This window comes from Chryseobacterium bernardetii, assembly GCF_003815975.1.
GTDB classification, from domain to species: domain Bacteria; phylum Bacteroidota; class Bacteroidia; order Flavobacteriales; family Weeksellaceae; genus Chryseobacterium; species Chryseobacterium bernardetii.
Window position 1 is genome coordinate 2,463,695 of the sequence record NZ_CP033932.1, and the last position, 20,676, is coordinate 2,484,370.

A 20,676-nucleotide genomic window follows, 5' to 3' on the forward strand; every position below is an offset into this window, starting at 1 on the left:
ATAGGGAATTAGCCGAAAACCCCGAAACAGATTAGGCAATAACCAATTAAATTATGATAGCATGAAAAAAATATTATTACCAACTCTTATTGTAGCAATGGGATTTGGTGGTGCTTATGCAGGTAGTAAGGCAAGTAAAGCAATGCCTACTTATCGTATCGAGGGAAGCCAGTGTATACAGGTGGAGCAAGAATGTGATGAGCAAGGTGATGTAGTTTGTACTTGGAACGATGATGGTATAAATCAATTGTACAAATTCCAAAGCCCTGATGAAACAACCTGTTCTTCAGCACTTCACAGAAGTCTTTAATTCAAAAAAGGATACCTATTCGGTATCCTTTCTTATTTGTTTATTTATCCATGCAACGTCTTTTCGATCTTTCAAAAAATAGTCCCACCATTGCAAAATTCTTCTGTTTCTATCTTCTGCTTCCTTAGGTTCAAATACTAAATCGTGTCCGCCATTTGGATAAAAGAGAGCAATTACATTTTTATTATAGCGTCTTAATCCTATGTAGAATTCCATGACCTGATCCCACTGTATGTTTGTATCTTTCTTTCCTGCCCAAAGAAGGATGGGGGCATTAACTTTTTCAACATTTAAAATCGGACTATTTTGCAAATAAAGGTTTTTATTCTCAACAATTGGAACCCTCATATCATATTGACCTGTTTCAAATTGGAAATAAAAAGGTTTAACGAACTGTGTATTATAAGAATAGTACGATCTGATTAAATCACTATTACCTGCACCAGAAATATAGGTAGTAAATCTGGAGGAATTAGTCGCAATAAAATTTGTTTCATAACCACCATGCGAATGACCTATCAATCCGATTTTTTGTTTATCAATATTAGGGTTCACAAGAACCTGATCTAGTGCATTATTAACACATTCCAAAGCCGAAAGACCAGTTCCTCGCTCACCGAAGGCAATATCTGGTAAATACACGAAATAACCCCTTTCCATAAGTGTTCTAATTTGGAATCCGACGGGCATCAGATTATTCGGGGAAAGATATTCATTGGATGTTTCCCTTTGCATTTCGTAAATATGTACGACCATCGGATATTTTTTTCGAGGATCAAAGTTTAGCGGATAATAGAGAATACCATTAAGTCTTCTACCAACGGCTGAATAAGTATAGATCTCCTGTTTCAATTTTTTTGCATGCACATCCTTTATATTTCCATCAAAAAGTAAATGATTTTGGTGTTTTATATTGTAAGTATAAATTGCAGGAGGTAAGTTATAATTTTCTTCAACGGTATAAAATGTAGTCATGTCTGTGTTAAAAATCATATTGTTGCTGTCAATTCGATTTTTAGTAGGTGGTATTAACTCTTGCCATTTCCCGTCCCTGAATAATTGGTATGAAACTATGTTCTCATCTGTATCATATATTTCGACTAAAATTTCTTCTGTTTTGAGAGAAGAGATTGAAGTCTTGTACTGATCACTTGGTTTTATGGTGCAATTTTTTATTTTTGTCACTTTACCTATGCCAATACTTGAATGACGTAGATTATGGTGATAAATATCGTAAATCCATAGTCCATTGCTGCTCTCGAAATAGATGTTTTTTCTATTTTGGGAGAATGTGGGCTGTCCTAATCCTTGGGCATCTAGCAATGACTCTTTCTGTCCATTTGCCTTAAATAATGTCCATTTTAATCCATCAAGACTAGCTATGAACCACCTGCCATCAGGTGAGGCAAAGATTTCCGAAATTAAATCTTTAGTTCTGCTACTTCTTCGTGAGTATTGCTTAATTACTTTCAAATCACCAATATTGATGTAAGTATTTTTCTTTAGATCAAATATTTGGGTTCCATTTAACTCAGGGTTACTGGTGACGTAATTATACTTCGCCCGCGGCGTATAGGTTAAGAAATACCGGCTACTATTGATGGAATTGACCTCAATATTTTCTGGTACCGTAATTTTCTGCAAATCTGCATTTGCTGGATTGAATAACCAAAATTTTCTAGTAGAGACAATTCGGTCGTGTTCATTAATATATGGATCATTGCCGTACCACAGTTCAACCATTGAATCTTTGTGCTCGTCTAAATTTTTTCTTGCACTAATCAACAGGGCTTTACCATCAAGTATTTCAGAAAACTTTACCGACGAATTTTTTGGAATATCCAAATTCAATATGTTTTTTGGTGTACTTTGTATATCCATGACCACTAATCTGTCACTCTGGTCATTGTTAACTGTAGTTTCAGTAAATGAGATTAATTTTGCGGATAATATGAGCTCCATTTTTTTAATTGCTCCTTCAGTAAAATGTATGACTTTAGTCACTTCCCCAGATGTTTCAAGTATTTCTGTCCTACCTGAATTGTTCCTTTTTAGAAACATACTTTTTAGCGATTCACTGAAAGCTATGTCTTCCACATTACTTATATCCAATAGCTGCTGCCCGAAAGAACTGTAAATACGAATGTGCTTGTCGGTTGTTAGGATCGCGTATCTATTAAGTTTATCTAACGGGCAGAATTTTAAAACCTTATCGTATCTGTATGTCGAGCCTGTTATTAAATTGAGGAATTGTACTTTATTATCTTTTCTACTTAATACTCCTGTTCCGTTCATAAAAACTAGCGGACCAGTTCCAAAAATCTTATGTACCTGATTATTTTGAGTGTTAACAATATAGGACGAATCTCTTAAAGCTGCGTTATACTTATTAATTCCGATCCAGCTTCCCTCATTGGAAATATATGGTACACCGCCCAAGGTTGCAAATTGCTTTTTCCAGTTAAGTATTGTGTCTTCTCTTATTTGTGAGGGTACAAGAAAATATGTGGATAGCAGAAATAATAATATTGAAATATTTTTAATCATTAGTATCCTGTATTTTGAGGTTTTAAGTTTGCATTTAGTAGAATCTCCTTTTGAGGAACTGGCCAAAGTTTATGGTAATCCTTCCAATTTGGCTTGGTCGCAGTAAGGATATTGAGGTTTCCGGTTCTTTTTAAATCAAGGAATCTATGCCCCATTTCCGTAAAGTATTCTCGTCTATTTTCCAGTAGGACTTGTTCCAGCAATAAATTTTTAGTTATCGGCAAGTTTAGGGGGCTAAGTTGTGCACGTAGTCTTGTGGCATTTACAAATGGCAGTGCTTCACCAATTTTATCTTGTTGAGTAAGTGCTTCGGCCAACAATAAATACACTTCTTCTAATCTAAATACTACGGAATATTCAGTCATATTGTTACCACCTCTATTTTTATATTTTTCTGCTCTATAATATATTTTTCCATTAAATGTTACTGGTGCCATCCATTGTTGTTTTCGGAGATCGCTATTTGCAAAAGAAGTAACTAATCCTTCTGACAGGGCGTAAGTTGAAGGTGCGGCGTTCGTAAAATAATATATTGAAGCTTGTGATAATGATTGATTATTGTTTGGTTTTAGTTGCCATATTATGTGTTTTCCTGTTTTTTGAAAAACCTTGGTGATATCGTTTTCCATTTGATATAAAGGACTTTGTGAAATTTCTTTAAGAATAATTTCAGCTTTATTCCATTCTTGTTTTGCCATATATACTTTTGCGAGAAGCAAACGAGCCACCATCTTATTTGGATAAATTCTTTCCGTGTTTCTATACTCGTCATTGAGAAGTGTCAACGTCTCTGATAAATCACTTTCGATCTTTAGTAGAACCTGTTGCGAAGACGTTTTCGGAAGTATGTTATTTATTTTGTAGTCTGTGGTTTCAGGATAGGGGATATCACCGTATAGTTGGTTTAGGTAATAAAACATTATTGTTCTTACGAGTAGTGCTTCGCCTTTTAAATATTTTTTATCTGGGGCGGAAATCGATGTCGATTGCTGTACACCTTCTAAAATAGAATTTGCTGCATAAACTTGCTTATAGGCACTTGACCAAACATTATAAATTAGAGTGTTGGTATCAATTTGTTGATTCAGAAAGAGGTCTCTACTATCGGATGCAACGGTCGTATAATTATCAAGTTCATCAGTGTATGCACTTAAATATGTTTCGAGGGTGCCGCCGGCAATGGGAGAATTCTTCAACACATCGGCATACATGGCTGCCAGTGCAGCATTTGCTGTCTGTACATCCTTGAAAACTGTTTCCCGGTCAATCTGGTTATTAGGGATATCGACATCAATTAATTTCTCGCATGAAACTGCCACAATGATTGATGTAGCAACAAGTATGATATGATTTATTATTTTCATTTTTTTAATTTTTAAAGGTTAATTTGGGCACCAAATGAATAAGTTCTCAATGGAGGCAAGTATCCGAGTGTTGCTGCTTCGGGGTCTACTCCGAAAAATTTTGTCCATGTCCATAAGTTTTGCCCTTGGAAGTATATGGTAACATTTTTAAGAAATTCGCCCCTTAAAGGAATTCGGTAAGATACCTGCAGATTCTTTAGTCTGATAAATGAAGCGTCAGAAACAATCGCGGTGCTGCTGCGAAATAAAGTATGACTAGTCGAATTTATCGTGCTGTAAGGCATGTAAAATCCATTGGGATTGTCAGCTGACCAAACGTTAAGGACTTCTGTTGGTTGATTGTTCATCAATCCTGGCATCGACATCAATGAATTATAATTTATACCTTTCTTTTTAACAAACTGAAATAGTGCTGAAAGGCTCCAGTTTTTATATGTTATTGTGTTATTCCATCCTCCAAAATACTTGACGGCAATATTTTCAACGACCTGTCGGTCATCTGCCGCAGAAATTTTCCCGTCACCATTAAAGTCTTTGAATTGATATTGTCCTGTTGCGGGATTAATACCTTCTAGCTGGTAAAGTTTTACAATATTTGTAGGCTGTCCTATTACATACTGATTTGCGTAGGAAGAACCTTCCAGACCGGGAAATGATAAAAGTTTATTTTTTGGAAAACTAATGTTGAAACTAGATTCCCACTGTATATTTTTGCTAACTAAAGGACGTCCTGAAATTTCTATTTCGAGACCTCTATTCTCTATTGTAGCTGCAAGGTTTGCAATTACACTGGTAAAGCCAGTAACCGATGAAAGTTGGTATCCGACAAGTTGGTTCGAAGAGCGATTTTTGTACCAAGCTGTAGTAAGATTTAGCCTATTTTTGAAAAAGCCAAGGTCTAAAGCTGCTTCAAGTTTTTTGGTAACTTCCCAACTATAATCAGGGTTGTAAAGTCGGGATGGAGAAAGACCTGTTGTGTTGTTATAATTTAATGATGATGATACTGTATAATTATTAAGGTACTGGAAATCCCCTATGTTATCACTGCCCGCAGCGCCATAACTTGCTCGTATCTTTCCGAAACTCAGCCAAGCAACTCTTTTGAAGAGATTTTCATTTGAGAATAGCCAAGCTGCACCAATGGCACCAAAATTCGCAAATCGATTATTTGGTCCAAACCTACTGCTCCCATCACGTCTTCCGGTAAGATTTATAATATATTTATCCTGAAACTGATAGTTAATCCTTCCAAAAAGCGCTGCATAACGATATTCTATATCGGAGTTTTCCAAGGTCATAATACTTTTGGCAGCTCCAATGTTGGTGATAAACTGGTTGCTCTCAAAGCCAAATCCTAACCTTTCATCTACATTTCTCTGGCTACTTTGGAAACTTCCTCCGACAAGAGCTTCTAAATTATGATTGCCCCACTTTTTCTGCCAGTTCAGCTGTGGTTCTAAGATGAAAGAGAAAATTTGTTGGGATTTTTTATCAGTTTGTGAACTTGCACTTGACTGTCCTGATGCTAAATATGGACTATAGATAGTGTTTGGAGATAAAGTCATTTCATCGATTGTCGTATAATTTATGCCGGTGTTTACTTTAATTTTGAAATCTTCAAAAAGGCGATACTCTATATTAAAATTGCTCTGGAGGAGTTTTGTGTCGTTGATATAGGAAGCATTATAACCAGCTAAGGGATTTGTAAAGGTATTGTTTGCCCAATTTAAAGAGCCGTCCTCATTATATAGCTTAGGGGAAACAGGTGCCAACAGATATGCATTTCTGGTCACATCGTTCATTAAGACATTATTCTTTTGTTGCGTAAACATATTTGAGATACTAATTAGAAACCGTCTATCAGTTGAGCGATGCGAGATATTGGAATTGATTGTATTGCTATTATATTTAAATCCTTGTCCAAACACTGTAGTCTGTTCATTATGTCCGAGACTTAAGATGAAGTTTGTAGTTTCACTACCTCCGCTTAATGAAAGCTGCGTATTATTCAGGGTTGCTTTTTTGCCAATTAGAGTTTTAACCCAATTTGTTTCATTATTTTGATCCCATGTGCCATTAATATCATATGCATTTGTGGGAATAGTTGTAATTCCGTCATTTTTATATGCAGTGTATCGCATTTTTAAATATTGATCTTTGCTCAATAATTTAAGGTTAGAAACAGCTTCACTGATCCCGTAATTTGATGAAAAGTTTAGACTTACTCTACCCGTTTTTCCTTTTTTTGTAGTGACAATTATAACTCCGTTTGCACCTCTGGAACCATAAATAGCTGTTGCATCAGCGTCTTTCAATACTTCAATACTTTCTATATCATTTGGGTTAATGCTATTTAAAGGATTTATATTTCCTCCCGGAAAAGTTGTGGAAGAAATTTGTGACTTTTGAGCTGATATCTCGCTAAATGGTACTCCATCTACAACATAAAGAGGAACATTTCCATTTGGATCTGTGAAAGATCCTGTGCGTAAACTATTCTGTCCCCTGATCTGAATTTCAAAGCCTCCTCCAGGAATACCGCTGTTTTGGATAATATTTACTCCTGCCATGCGTCCTTGAACTGTTGATAATACGTTGGTTACAGGTTGATTCTCTATGTCTTTTGCAGTGACCTTTGCAATACTCCCTGTTCGCTTTTTATCGGTCACCTTATAATAACCCGCATTCAAAACAACTTCCTCTATTGCATGTGTATCTGTGATATTCTTTATAGTATCGACTTTGGCTAAATTGACCGTAGATGCTTGGATATTTGTTGTTTGTTTGATTTTTTTTGGTCTGATAATAATGCTGTTTTCATAAATTAAGGCTTCTACAGGAATGTCCTTCAATAGTTTATTTAAACAGTCCAAAACTGGCTCGTTTTTACATTTCAGAGGTTGAACGATATAATTTTTTAGATCATCATTTGAATAATTATAGCGTGCGATATTTTCGTTTAGAAACTTTTCAACTGCTTCAGGTGCAGAAGTTTTTCCAGTTTCAAAATTTACCTTCATTTGTGAAAGGTTTTGTTGGGCATGAAATCCCTGCCAGCCGAATAATAGAAATACGGTGGCCGTGCATAAAATTTTCATATTTTTGCATGTATTTAAAAATTAATGATTCCGTTAAGTTTTATTAGTTAGATACGGGACCGACGGTTGCGCCCGTCGGTCTATTTATTTCTAACCCATTTTTTTAGGTGTCTGGGATCGTGCCCACTGTAATCATGGAGCGGATTTTACTCCTCCAGTTGAAATGTGTTCTCATTGACTTTTTCTATGTTTAGGTTTAATTGTATTGCGACCCTTTCAAGGAGTTTATCGGCCGTTTCCTCGGGAGCGACGATAGATATTTTAGAATAACTTCTATTTTCAGGGAAAATAATTTTTATTCCATAGATCTTTTCAATTGTGCTTATGGCTTGTTGTAAATCATAGTCTCTAAATGAGATGCTGACCTTTGACGCTGTTTTTTCTGAGGTTTCTTTTTTTGTAGGGGTAATCACTGCAACCTTTGTATCTCCGAGATTCGAAAAAGTTTCATTTGGATGAATCACATATGATTCTTTTATCCTTTCATTCTGTGTGACCTGAACTTTACCTTCATATAGGTCTATATTTAAGTTTGATCCACTTTGCACAACCTTAAATATCGTTCCCAGTACTTTAGCCTGATAATTTCCTGCATGGACAATGAAAGGATGAGTTTTTGATTTGCTGACATTAAATATGGCATCACCTTCAAGAAGGACATCTCTGGTATCTGACGGGAACGATTTTTCGACTGTTAATTTTGCACCTTTGGATAATGTAACTATGGAGCCATCTTTTAAGGTTATGGTCAAAACATTCTGAGTTGCCTGATATACATCTGGAATGTATAAAGATCGATACGAAACTATACTACCGATCAGTACCAATATGGCTGCAACCATCAAAGAAGTGAAACGGATCATTTTCCTTTTCTGTTTCTTTAATTCATAATCTTTAATACGAGAGGTTAATTTCTCCCATACCTCTTTTGATTCCTGATCCGTAAGGGGCTCAATTTCGTTTTTTTCATTGTTCATAGGATGGGCTTTATTATATATACCTGAGAATAGGCAAAAGTCCTCCCTATAAATAGTAAAAATTAACTATTTTTAACTTAAATTAAGATTTTTTATGATAGTTTCGTAAAAATGACATTGCCTTATAAACTTGGTTTTCCACGGCTTTTGTCGAAAGATGAAGGTGGTCTGCAATTTTTTCTTGTTTAATGCCATCAAGTTTATTCAGCTTAAAAATTTGTTTTCTTGCAGTTGGTAGGAGTTCTATACTAAGATGTACAGCATTTAACATTTCTTCTTTTTCTAGCTGTGTTTCTAAGGCATCGGATGAATCATCCTGTAATTGAAGATCTGATATTTCTAATAGAAACGGTTGTTTCTTTTTTCGGGAAGCGAAATTAGAGATTTCCTGGTTGCATGTTTTTATGATTATGCTTTCAGTATTTGCTGATGTGAGGGATGCTTTATATTTCCATACATGAAAAAAGACGTTCTGCATTATATCGAGTGCGTCATCCCTGTCTTTTACTTTGGCAATCGCAATATCAAAAACACGTTTGCGATATGTTTCATATATTTTCTGAAACATAATATCATAGCTGTTTTTATTGCGTGAAAATAATGACATTTAAGGTTTTTAGGATAATTCGCAGTACACAAATTTACGTATAATTTGTTAAATATGTTTATTTTAGCAATATATTTGCATTGTTGCGATATAAAAATTAAAGTATATTATGCAAAATTGTAGTATATTTCGTTTATAATTTAATTAAAGATTTTATATCATATTTTAGTGATAATAATTTTCGTTTGTAAAAATATTTATATATTAGCACCCTAATTTTATCGTAAAAAAAAGCGTAAGCTGTCAAAAAGGTTTTGAGAAAACTGCGAAACTTCCAAATAACCTGACTATTGACAGACTTACGCCTGTGTCTCAAAATATGGGCATGGGCTAGGTCGTCATTAGGTTATGGGTTCTTCGCAGTACCTCTCAAAGATGGCGTATCTGGTTCCATGCCTTTTGTATTTACCCAAGAATACATCAGTGCAAAACCTTAATAATTTAAGTTATTATACGACAGGTTTTGACGTTTTGACAGTTTAATTTCGCTTTTAATTCATTGATAATAAATATCTAGGCAGCGTATTTTATTCAAATTTCCGTGAAAATACGGATGTCTAGTTGTTAAAAATAAAATAAATTGCGAAGCCAAAATTAACCTTGAAAAACACACCTTTGAGATGAGACAAATATTATTATTTAGTTTATTTTTAAGCTATCATTATATATATGGACAGATCCCAAATCTGCCGCAAAAACCAGGTATTTCTAATCTTTATAGTGTACCAGAAAGTCTTAATAATCAACCTACACATAGATCCGCCTCTCCAAATATTTATTCCAATTCAAATCCTTATAAGAACGTTACACCCCGAGACGATCAGGAAGAGATAAATAAAGAGGTTGAACGGCAGATGGCTATGATCAGGGAGGAATCCCATGCGAAAAATTATATGCTTAGTTCTTTATCTGATCGAAAAGGGACCGATTCTTATTATCGGGCTTATGACAACCTAACGAAGTTTGACCCTGAAAACTACTCCATTACAGATGCTGTTTTTTTGGTTGAGAATGCATATAACAACAATGACCGGAACTTTCAGGCAGCCTATCAAACGCAGATTCAGAAAGCTACTAACATTATCAGACAGCAGCTCAAGCAAAATGGAATAGAAGATTCTGATAATGTTGCTAAAAACCTTTCAATATTTAGATACTTTTCACAAGATACAAAGCAGAATGGAAAAGTAGTCCATAAGGCCGTCAAATATGATTTTGAAGATTATATGGGCACAAAGGATTACAGTAAGATGTTTGTTTCCAAATTGATGAAAACAAATACCGGTCAATGTCATTCTATGCCGCTACTTTATCTGATATTGGCTGAACAGATCGGTGCCGAGGCTTTTCTTGTTGTGTCACCCAATCATTCTTATATACGTTTCAAGGACGATGATGGGGAAGATCTCAGCGTGGAGCTGACCAATGGAATGTTTTCCGCAAACTCTTTCGTATTAAACTCCGGCTATATAAAAGCTGAAGCCCTTAAGAATAAGCTTTATATGCAAAATATGACGAAAAAGGAAGTCCTTTCACAGACTTACGTTGACCTTGCGAGCGGGTATATCCACAAGTTTGGCTATGATGAGTTCGTAGCTAAAGTTTTAGGAAAGGCACTGGAGCTCAATCCGAATAATATTAACGCAACCTTATGGAAAAGTAACACAGATCAAATGAGGTTTATGCAGGCATGTAACCGGGTAAATATTGATCCTGAAAATAAGGAACAGTTGCAAAAGATCAGGAATTATCCTCCACTGGAAAATCAATTTCTGGAAATAAAGGCCGGGTTTGACTATATAGACCAGTCCGGTTTTGCACAAATGCCTGCGGAACAGTATGAACAATGGCTTGGCTCTTTAAAGGGCACAGAAAACAAACAAAAAAGTGATGAAATCGCCGAACGTATTAAAATATTAAATGCAGAGAAACTTAGAAAGGCGAAGAAACAACCAAAACCATCCCCTCCAAAAAAAGAGAAACCCAAAGATTATAGGATACTTAGAGAATTATTAACCATTAACGAAAAACAAACAAATTATGAGAAAGTACTTATTTTTTCTGCTGTTGTTCCTGCTAAGTTTTTCCCATGCGCAGGTAAATCAGAAGATAAAATCTAATAAAAAAAAGGAATGGGTCAATCCAGTTAGGCTTACGAAGGAGGAAAGATCACGTCCCTATATGGGCGAAGTTCTCAAAACCAGAGACAGCCTAAGTCCTTCCGAAGCAGAAAGAAGGCGAAAAAACATTGAGGCGGGAAACCCATTCAAAAAGTATGGATACTATCCGAAAGTAGCCACGCTGAGCAAAGGAAAGTATCTGGAATTTCATGACCAGGATAGTATCGTCACGATTGGATCGGTAAGGTTTAATGTTAAAAAAGGGGAAATCGTTGATTTCATTGAGATCGATCTTAATGATCCGGACGCACAGCCAATTGGTGATACACATGGCAGGTGGATGAGTCCCGACCCATTGAGTGAGGAGTTTTCAAGTTGGACACCTTACAATTATGCGTTTAATAATCCTATTAAAAATATTGATCCTGACGGTAGAGCTGCTTTTGATTGGGTACACAATAGGGAGACAAATAGTATATATTGGAATAATAATGCAACAAGTCAATCAACCGCTGGTGCCAATGAAACTTATTTAGGAAAGTCCGGTACATACACTACTGAAAATGGATCAACCACCGCATTAAATGCCAACGGTTCTTATACCAATAATTCTCTTTTGGCCCCATTGGGTGTAATGACCAATCTTGATCCCCTTATTCATGCAGGGGATATGGCACCTGGGTTAAGTATGGCAGCATTTGGAGATCCTAACGGTCCTACCATAAGCGGTATACCAGATTCAAGAGGAAAAACCGATATTCAAATGCTTGTCTCTGAAAATCCTTTGGTACAGGAGGCGGCAATAGGTTTATTGACAGGGGGAACTTTCAATGCATTTAGAAGGGCCTTCGCTGTGAAAGAAGGTGTGTCGGCATTAAGTGAGGCAAGAAGATTAGGGCAGGCCGGAGAAGAAGCTGTTGGAATATCAGGACCGAAGGTTGGTGTAGATATAGGTGGTAAGATGAGATTTCCAGACCGTTTAACAGCAACTACATTGGAGGAGGTAAAGAATGTAAAAAGTCAGAGCTTTACACGTCAGTTACGTGACTATCTAAATTATTCTCAATCAACGAATAGAGAAATGATATTATATACGAGGCCAAATACTACACTTAGTGGTCCTTTGCGCAAGGCTATTGAAGCAAATCAAATAACTCATAAATTTATACCACAATAAAATTTAAGTATGAAACCAAATTGGGAACAGATATTCGTTACATTATTACAGAAACCAGTAAAGACAGACGATGAATTTTCTGAAATGCAAAACGCGCGAGTGGAATTTGAAAAAGAACTGAATCTTGAAACACAAGCTTTGCTGCAAGAGATCGAATTGAAAGGTGTAAAGGCAAGTAATATATGGGATTTAGTAAATACTAGGTCGCCATATCCGGAAGTAATTGACATTTTAACAGCGCACCTCACAAAAGATTATCATAACAAAAATAAGGAAGGAATAATTAGAGCACTAGGTGTTAGGGAAGCAGGGGTAGGTGTTGCTCAGCTTCTACTCAGAGCCTATTGTGATACAAACGATAAAGGAGTTAAGGATGCGATATTACTATCTATTTATAATATTTTAAAATCAAAAACTGCTAAAAAACTCTCAACAGAACAGGGGAACGAGGAGCCGTTTATGAGTTTATTACGAGTATTTATTGAAAACAGAAAAATTTCCGTGGATGATTTTGTTAAAATATTTCATAAAGATATTGAACCACTATTGAAAGAATAAAATGAATATGAAAAGAAAAATAGCGCTCGTTTTGATATGTATGCTTGTATTAGTTGTTCTTTTCAGCATAAGTAAAGGTAGTAAAGGTGTAAAATACGATGATTTTAGGTTTATTACTTACGAGCATTCGGGTGAGGGTGTAGAAATTGGTTCATTTTCAAAAATAGATAAGAAAGGTGTTCTATGGGTGTTTTTAAAACGTTCAAAAGATTCTGCTTATTATAAATATCAACTGTCAGCTAATGAAATAGAAAAGCTAAGTATATTCTCATCTAAGAAGTTGGAGGATTTTGTTATTAGAAAACAACTTGATCAAGGTATTGGATATGCTGGTAGTTCTAATTTTTTAGGACTTAAGTTAGGGAATGATGAGGATAAAATCTGTTTTATCAAGCCTTTTATGGATAAAGATTTTAATGATGCGATGATGATGCTGGAAGATAAAGTTTTTAAACAAAGTGATTCAAATAAAATTTCTCGATTTAATATCGATTTTGTAAGCATCAAACGAGATATACTTAAACAAGAAAGAATAAATTTTTACCTTCCTCAGAAACAGCTGCCTCCAAAAATCCTAAAATGGTGACGGATAATCATATAACAATTGATGTAAACGATGAATATCTATATAATTTATACAAGGCAAAAAGCACGATATGGTATTTTGATCATGTAATTGATAATGGATTTGAAGGATATAATTCTATAAAGTTCAAAAATGAAAATGAAGTCTTCGTTTGGTTAGAAAATGTAGAAACTGACGGTAAATATTATAAAGGAACTTTAGTTGAAAATGGTCAACCGCACATCATTTCCCGAAATGATGCTGCCGACTGGATGATAATTGATAATGAAAGAATGATAGGGGCTTATACCATACGTCATTATTACGATACGCTAACTAGGGATGAACAACTAAGTTTTGAAAATTATTGTGGATGTTGTATTGATCATGGTAATGATTTTTTTAAGGCGGACCGTTCGACACCTGAAGGTGCACTCATGACACTGGAAAACTTTTATAATGACAGGAATTGGGACGGTATTCTATCCTGTAAAGATTTTTATTGGGAGGCTGAAAATGTAATGTTGGAGCATGCAATGATTTTCGACCCAAAGACCCGTCTACAGCTGGCAAACGTATTGAAAGTTTCGTTACAAGAAGATCTTGGAAATAAAGCTTTTCCAAATTTTGAGGCGATTGAACGGGTATTCAATCTTTTAGAAAGAAGAGGAGAGCAGGAACTTATTGAAGAAAAGCTCATTTATGCGGATGGATTTGTGACAGTTAATAAATTCTGGGTTGGTTTGACAGAGAATGATGGATGGAAAGTATTAAATCTAGTAGACTAAAATTAAAATGCAGGTAACCATGAAATTAAATGAAATTATAAAAGCGATCAGAAGAAATACAATTAATGATTTACTCGGTGAAAAATTTAATGATATTGATTATGAGAAAATAATCCTATATGCGGAGTTCACGGTGGGAGTTGATACTATATACAGGTTTTTTAAGTCCAAAAAGGGACTGGGAAAAATAGTCAAAGATGGTGAAATGACCTACGAACGCCTTTGTTCGCTTAAAGAGCTAAGCTTTTTGATAAATTATTATCTTTCTCAGTATGACCGAAAGACAGATGATATACTTGCAATAGATATCATCGATCATTTAGATAATCCAAATTTTTAAATTTACCCATTTTGGGGTACCAGATTATGAAACACTTTTATATCTTTTTATCTTTCTTTTTTGCAGGTCAGATGAAATCGCAGCAAAACCGATTTTATGATGATGCTTATCTGACTATTGATAATATGCTTAACGATAAACAGAAATACAGTTTTAAAACAGCAGTATTGAATGTAGAAAACGCATATTATCAGGGGAAATTGGATACAACGGAAGTTGACAGGAAAATAAAATTTATGGCTAACTTCTGTAAAACTATTGTTCGTAACCGCGATCTGACCTATAATGAAAAAGATAAAGAAACAGTAAGTAAATATGCTGCAATCTTTTCGGTAATTTGCGAAGAAACTCCAATTTTAATAGATCAGGACACAATAAAATATAAACCATTTTCCTATGATTTTGAAGACGTTTTCGGGCATAAAGATCTGACAAGCCTTTTTGTATCCAAACTGGTGAATACCCATAAAGGTAATTGTAATTCGTTACCTTACCTATATAAAATTCTTGCAGAGGAATTAGGTGTGGAAGCTAATCTTGCATTGGCTCCGAATCATATTTATATTAAGCACAATATAAAATCCATCGGTTGGTATAATACAGAGCTGACAAGTGGTATCTTTCCACAGGATGCCTGGTTGATGGCGTCGGGATTTATCCATTTAAACGCTATTGAAAATGGAGTTTATATGAAAGCACTTGACAATCGCGATAGCCTTGGCTTATGTTTGGTTGATCTGGCAAATGCATACAAACGAGCATTTCCTGAAAATGATGGAAGTTTTGCCCTAAAGTGCGCAGAAAGGGCATTGCAGGTAAGCCCGTATTTAGTCACAGCTTTATTATTACAGGCGGAGACCCACAAAGAACAATATCGGAAAATGGAGCATTCTGATCCGAAAGCGAAAGAGCTACTCGCATCTTTAAACAAAGAGTATAAGCGTATCCATCAGATCGGGTATAGAAATATGCCAGAAGGAATGTATTTGGAATGGTTAACGTCATTAAAAAGCGAAAGAAAAAAATATGAGGATGTTAGATTGAAAAATTGAGTTTCTGAGTAATTTTTGGTTCATGGAAAAGTTAGCTAAGACGGTGTTTTAGCTAACTTTGTTTTTAAGTTCCCGAACTTCCTGCATCAACTTTATAAGCATCGATTTTACGTCCTCATTTGCAAAGTCAATTATTTCCATTTCCTCACTGGAAAAACTACCTGCATACTGCCAAGCTTCCCAAATATCACTAAAGGGAATATGGTAACTATCATAAAATGTATTGTCGGATCTTACGGTTATCGAATTATTGTTTATACTTTCAATTCGTTTAAAGGTAAATCCTGATCGGGTTATAAGCACATGGGTTTTGCCCACTTTAATATCATTTATGCTTTCAACATATCTGCCTACTACATAGGTGCCGTCCTGATAAGGTGGCATTGAATCACCTTCTGCAGGAAAGGCTCTATATTTTCCATTGTGAAGAAAGGGTAGGGACATCGTTTGGAGATTTTCAATATACTCAGGATCGGAATATCCTGCCAAATAACCCATTGATGCTTTGTAGGGAATAATCTCAATTTTATTTTCACCTATTGAATCTGTTTTTATGGGCAGTAAAATTCTATTGTCTGGTAGACTGAGCATTTCTTCCAGCTTATATTTTCTTAGATCTACAGTCAATAACAGGTCAGTACTGATATGATAATATCGTGAAATTGCTAATAGAACATCTAATGGAGGAGTATATTTCGCTGTCTCATATTTTGCATATGAATCTCTGGAAATCAGTAATTTCTCAGCAATTTTTTCTTGCGAAAGATTCGGTTCCTGCTTAAGACGTAAATACCTTATGTTATCTGCTAGGAGATTGATTGTTGACATTTTGTGATAATTTATCACAGCAAATGTAATGTAAATTGTGATAAAACTTACCAGATTTGCTAAATAATTTAGTAACAAAATGGAGCGATCGATTGTGCATTTGGATCTGGATACGTTTTTCGTGTCCTGTGAGAGATTGGTAAATTCCGGTTTTAACGGGATTCCACTGATCATTGGTGGTGGGGATAGAGGTGTAGTTTCTTCATGTAGCTATGAGGCACGCACCTTTGGGGTAAGATCAGCTATGCCCATGAAAATGGCGCTTCGCCTCTGTCCACAGGCAAAGGTTGTAAAAGGAGATATGGAGCTTTACTCCAAAATGTCCCATATGGTGACTGAGGTGATAGAAGAAAGTGCACCCGTAATGGAAAAAGCTTCTATCGATGAATTTTACCTGGATCTAACGGGGATGGATAAGTTTTTCGGCGCTTACAAATGGACAAATGAGCTTGGGGCAAAGATCGAAAAGGAAACTGGTTTACCGATAAGTTATGCACTATCTACCAACAAAACCGTAAGCAAAATAGGAACTGGGGAATCCAAACCGCACGGACACCGGGAGATACCATCTTTTGGTGTTCAGTCATTTTTAAATCCATTGTCGATCAAAAAAATGCCTATGGTGGGAAATGCTACTTTTCAATTATTCTCACGAGTAGGTATCAGAACCATAGGGACACTTTCTGAAATGCCTGTGGAGGTCCTGCAGCAGATGATCGGTAAAAATGGTGCCGATTTATGGAAGAAAGCAAACGGTATCGATGAAACTCCTGTCATTCCATATACTGAAAGGAAGGGCATTTCCAAGGAAAGGACATTTAGCAGCGATACAATGGATACCTATGAGGTAAAAGGTCTGATATCAGGAATGGCAGAGCAGCTTGCCCATCAGCTCCGGCAGGAGAAATGGCTGACGTCAACCGTAGTGATCAAGATCAGATACTCGAACTTTGATACCGAATCCAAACAATGCCGGGTGAGTTATACTTCTTCTGACCATACCTTAGCAAGAGTTGCACTGGAACTATTTGATAAGATTTATACAAGACGTATGCGGCTTCGTTTGGTTGGCCTGCGATTTACCGATCTTGTTCACGGCAGTTATCAGATGAATCTTTTTGAAGATAACGCGGAGCTTATCAGCTTGTACCAGGCGATGGATAATATTAAAAACCGTTTCGGTAAAGATGCGGTTGGTCGGGCTGTTGGATTCAATTTTTCACGGAAGCATTTGTAGGTATGTTTTTAAACTGTCATTCCTTTCACAGTCTCCGCTATGGAACACTTTCCATAGACGACCTTATTTATCAGGCTTTAGCACTGGGGATAAAGGAACTTGTTCTAACCGATATTAATACGGTGACCGGAGTGTATGAATTTAAAAAGAAATGCGAAGAAAATAATATCCGCCCGATTGTTGGTGTTGAGGTGCGCAACGGAAGTGAATTATACTATATAGCAATTGCAAAAGAGTTTAGTGGGCTTGCCGAAGTAAACAAAATGCTCACTTCGTACAATTGCGATAATATAGAGTTACCATTGCAGCCTGAATTAATCCACAATTTTATTATATATCCTCTGAGCAATATTCCAAAAAACCTCGGAGAAAATGAATATGTGGGAATCTATGAGGATGAACTTAATCTTTTGATAAGGTCGGAGTATAAAAAGCTGTTTCCCAAAATGGTTATTCTTTGTCCCATTACTTTCAGCACAAAAAAAGAATATAACCTTCATCGGATTTTACGTGCCATTGATAACAATACCCTGCTTTCCAAACTTGCGGAAAAAGAAGTGTGCCGGAAATCTGAATATTTTCGTTCTGTGGATTCAGTATGCAAAATCTATCGTCATTATCCTGAAATTATTGAGAATACGCAAAAATTACTTTCACAATGCAGTTTTGAATTTGCATTTTCGACACCCAGAAATAGAAAACATTATACGGGTACCAAGGCCGATGACCTGAAGCTGCTCACGCGATTGGCTTATGCTGGACTGGAACGTCGTTATGGTAGAAATCACGAGATAGCAACTAAGCGGATCGAAAAGGAATTAAAGGTAATTGATGAACTAAACTTTAGTGGTTATTTTCTAATTACATGGGATATCATCCGATACAGTAATAGCATGGGCTTTATGCATGTGGGACGTGGGAGCGGAGCCAATTCAATTGTTGCATACTGTTTGGGCATTACCGATATATGCCCTATTGAACTGGATCTTTATTTTGAAAGATTCCTGAATCTTAACCGGAAAAGTCCGCCCGACTTTGATATCGATTGGAGCTGGCAGGAAAGAGATATTATACTCGATTATATATTCAATCGGTATGGGAAAGAATATGTCGCATTTTGTGGGACGAATGTTGAATTCAAATATAAGTCGATTATCAGGGAGGTAGGAAAGGCTTTTGGTTTACCAAAGGAGGAGCTTGACGAACTGAGTAAAAATCCCGAAAGAGTTTTTCGGGATGATATTGTGAAGCAGGTACAGAAGTATGGTAAGCTGCTGGAGAAATTTCCGAACCAACGGTCAATGCATTCTTGTGGCATTCTAATCTCTGAAGAACCACTCATAAACTTTACGGCTCTTGAAATGCCCCCAAAAGGATTTCCGATTGTACAATGGGACATGCATACAGCTGAGGAGATCGGTTTTGAAAAATTTGACATTTTATCGCAAAGGGGGCTAGGTACGATCAATGATACCGTAAGGCTACTTGAAGAAAAAAGGGGGATCAAGGTTAATATTAAAGATACCACACTATCTAAAGATGAGGTAAAGTGTAATGACTATCTAAGTCAGGGGCGAACGATAGGTTGCTTCTATATCGAATCGCCTGCTATGCGGGGATTGCTCAGAAGGCTAAAGTGTGATAACTATAAAGTGTTGGTGGCTGCTTCATCCATTATCAGACCAGGTGTCGCTCAGTCCGGAATGATGCACGAGTATATTTTTAGACATAACAATCCTGACCAGTTTGAATATTTCCATCCTGTCTTTGAGAAGCAGCTGGGAGAGACATATGGTATCATGGTATATCAAGAAGATGTTATAAAAATTGCGCTTCATTATGGCGGGGTGTCTGCTGCCGATGGCGATATCCTTAGAAGGGCTATGAGCGGAAAAAGTAGGTCATTAAGTGCACTCCAAAAAGTTAAGGAGTATTTTTTTGCATCTTGCAGCAACCAAGGACACCCAGAGGAGCTGAGCAGGGAAATTTACAGACAGATAGAATCGTTTGCGGGGTATTCGTTTTGTAAAGCCCACTCAGCTTCCTATGCGGTGGAAAGCTATCAGAGCCTGTATCTGAAAGTCTACTATCCTTTGGAATTTATGGTTTCCGCCATAAACAATATGGGCGGATTTTACAGAACGGAAGTGTATGTTCACGAAGCAAGGATGTCCGGAGGAACGATCCTTAATCCATGCGTGAATAAAAGTGAATATGAGACAACAATATATGGTGAGGAAATTTACCTGGGCTTGATGCTACTTGAAAAAGTGGAATCGAAACTCGCTCAGCTTATCCCGAAAGAACGGAGGGCGAATGGAGCGTATAAATCTATTGAGGATTTTATAAAAAGGATTCCAATCGGTATTGAGACTTTACAGACGTTAATCTTTATCGGAGCGTTTCGGTTTACTGGAATACCCAAGAATGAACTTTTACTCAAAGCTAGGCTTTTATTGGGAGAGTTTAAACCTGAGAAAAGGTTTCAGACACTGTTTGAAGAACCTATAAAAGAATACAAGTTTCCAGAATTGAAACGTAATGTTTTTGAAGATGCCTTCGATGAAATTGAGATATTGAGCTTTCCAGTTTCGTGTACACCATTTGATCTGCTGCAGACGAAGTATCGAGGTACGGTTATGGCCAAAGATCTTACGGATCATCACAAAAAAGAGGTGAAGATGCTTGCCTATCTGATTTCAAGGAAACATGTTCCTACAAAAAGGGGAACAATGTACTTTGGTACATGGATAGATGTTGAGGGCAACTATTTTGACACTGCTCATTTTGCTGACTGCCTTGAAAAATATCCATTTCAGGGTGGGGGATGCTATCTATTATTGGGGATTGTGGAAGTTGATTTCCATTTTCCGACAATAACGATCACCAAAATGGCAAAGATGCCATTTATACCTGACCCGCGGTATTCCCATGATGAAGAGAAGAAATATGAAGCGCAACAGCGGATTCGGGAAGATGTCAGTATGACTTTCAGGGCCCCTTATCCGCAGGAACATGAAATAGGACTTCCCAGAAAACGTTTTTAGATTCTTTTGAAGAAATTTTAAACAAATTGTTCTGGGGATCGGTTATTTAGAAAAACAGATA

16 protein-coding genes are annotated in these 20,676 nt (G+C 36.4%); 10 read left to right on the plus strand and 6 right to left on the minus strand.

Annotated elements, in window-relative coordinates:
- Positions 1-61 precede the first annotated feature (61 nt).
- The gene (locus EG339_RS11290) at positions 62-310 is read left to right on the plus strand and encodes a DUF6520 family protein (RefSeq protein ID WP_061084802.1); all 249 of its coding nucleotides are present in this window, start codon (positions 62-64) and stop codon (positions 308-310) included.
- Between the two features lie 15 nt (positions 311-325).
- Here the strand turns inward: EG339_RS11290 and EG339_RS11295 are convergent, their stop codons facing one another.
- From EG339_RS11295 to EG339_RS11315, 5 genes are all read right to left on the minus strand, one after another.
- A complete protein-coding gene (locus tag EG339_RS11295) occupies positions 326-2,857 on the minus strand; it encodes a S9 family peptidase (RefSeq protein ID WP_061084801.1) in 2,532 nt (843 codons plus the stop codon).
- Entirely contained in the window at positions 2,857-4,221 is a 1,365-nt protein-coding gene (locus tag EG339_RS11300; protein ID WP_061084800.1) for a RagB/SusD family nutrient uptake outer membrane protein, read from the minus strand. The genes EG339_RS11295 and EG339_RS11300 overlap by 1 nt, the downstream gene beginning before the upstream one ends.
- Before the next feature lie 11 nt (positions 4,222-4,232).
- Positions 4,233-7,241 carry a SusC/RagA family TonB-linked outer membrane protein gene (locus EG339_RS11305; RefSeq protein WP_082723085.1) on the minus strand — a complete coding sequence of 1,003 codons (3,009 nt, stop codon included), beginning with the start codon at positions 7,239-7,241 and terminating at the stop codon, positions 4,233-4,235.
- Positions 7,242-7,465: 224 nt separating this feature from the next.
- Positions 7,466-8,296 (minus strand): FecR family protein, encoded by an 831-nt coding sequence (locus EG339_RS11310; protein WP_061084798.1) that lies wholly within the window; start codon positions 8,294-8,296, stop codon positions 7,466-7,468.
- An 82-nt stretch (positions 8,297-8,378) separates the two neighbouring features.
- The gene (locus tag EG339_RS11315) at positions 8,379-8,903 is read right to left on the minus strand and encodes an RNA polymerase sigma factor (protein WP_082723084.1); all 525 of its coding nucleotides are present in this window, start codon (positions 8,901-8,903) and stop codon (positions 8,379-8,381) included.
- Between the two features lie 620 nt (positions 8,904-9,523).
- Between EG339_RS11315 and EG339_RS11320 the strand changes: the two genes are divergently transcribed.
- From EG339_RS11320 to EG339_RS11350, 7 genes are all read left to right on the plus strand, one after another.
- Positions 9,524-11,023: a regulatory protein RecX gene (locus EG339_RS11320; RefSeq protein ID WP_061084796.1), complete on the plus strand. Its 1,500-nt coding sequence runs from the start codon at positions 9,524-9,526 to the stop codon at positions 11,021-11,023.
- Positions 11,024-11,084: 61 nt separating this feature from the next.
- Complete coding sequence (locus EG339_RS24255) at positions 11,085-12,200, plus strand: putative toxin (RefSeq protein ID WP_185097493.1); 1,116 nt, start codon at positions 11,085-11,087, stop codon at positions 12,198-12,200.
- Positions 12,201-12,209: 9 nt separating this feature from the next.
- The gene (locus tag EG339_RS11330; protein ID WP_061084794.1) at positions 12,210-12,758 is read left to right on the plus strand and encodes a hypothetical protein; all 549 of its coding nucleotides are present in this window, start codon (positions 12,210-12,212) and stop codon (positions 12,756-12,758) included.
- A gap of 7 nt (positions 12,759-12,765) precedes the next feature.
- Positions 12,766-13,344 carry a hypothetical protein gene (locus tag EG339_RS11335; protein ID WP_123870231.1) on the plus strand — a complete coding sequence of 193 codons (579 nt, stop codon included), beginning with the start codon at positions 12,766-12,768 and terminating at the stop codon, positions 13,342-13,344.
- A complete protein-coding gene (locus EG339_RS11340) occupies positions 13,338-14,111 on the plus strand; it encodes a DUF2314 domain-containing protein (protein ID WP_112376463.1) in 774 nt (257 codons plus the stop codon). Before EG339_RS11335 ends, EG339_RS11340 begins: the two co-directional genes overlap by 7 nt.
- Positions 14,112-14,130: 19 nt before the next feature.
- Positions 14,131-14,451 carry a hypothetical protein gene (locus tag EG339_RS11345; RefSeq protein WP_123870232.1) on the plus strand — a complete coding sequence of 107 codons (321 nt, stop codon included), beginning with the start codon at positions 14,131-14,133 and terminating at the stop codon, positions 14,449-14,451.
- A 26-nt stretch (positions 14,452-14,477) separates the two neighbouring features.
- Positions 14,478-15,503 carry a hypothetical protein gene (locus EG339_RS11350; RefSeq protein ID WP_061083937.1) on the plus strand — a complete coding sequence of 342 codons (1,026 nt, stop codon included), beginning with the start codon at positions 14,478-14,480 and terminating at the stop codon, positions 15,501-15,503.
- 48 nt (positions 15,504-15,551) lie between these two features.
- Here the strand turns inward: EG339_RS11350 and EG339_RS11355 are convergent, their stop codons facing one another.
- The gene (locus EG339_RS11355) at positions 15,552-16,331 is read right to left on the minus strand and encodes an XRE family transcriptional regulator (protein WP_204991134.1); all 780 of its coding nucleotides are present in this window, start codon (positions 16,329-16,331) and stop codon (positions 15,552-15,554) included.
- 79 nt (positions 16,332-16,410) lie between these two features.
- On the opposite strand from EG339_RS11355, the gene dinB reads away from it, so the two are divergent.
- A complete protein-coding gene (dinB, locus tag EG339_RS11360; RefSeq protein WP_061083936.1) occupies positions 16,411-17,568 on the plus strand; it encodes a DNA polymerase IV in 1,158 nt (385 codons plus the stop codon).
- Between the two features lie 2 nt (positions 17,569-17,570).
- Positions 17,571-20,615 (plus strand): DNA polymerase III subunit alpha, encoded by a 3,045-nt coding sequence (locus EG339_RS11365; protein WP_061083935.1) that lies wholly within the window; start codon positions 17,571-17,573, stop codon positions 20,613-20,615.
- Positions 20,616-20,676: the final 61 nt, after the last annotated feature.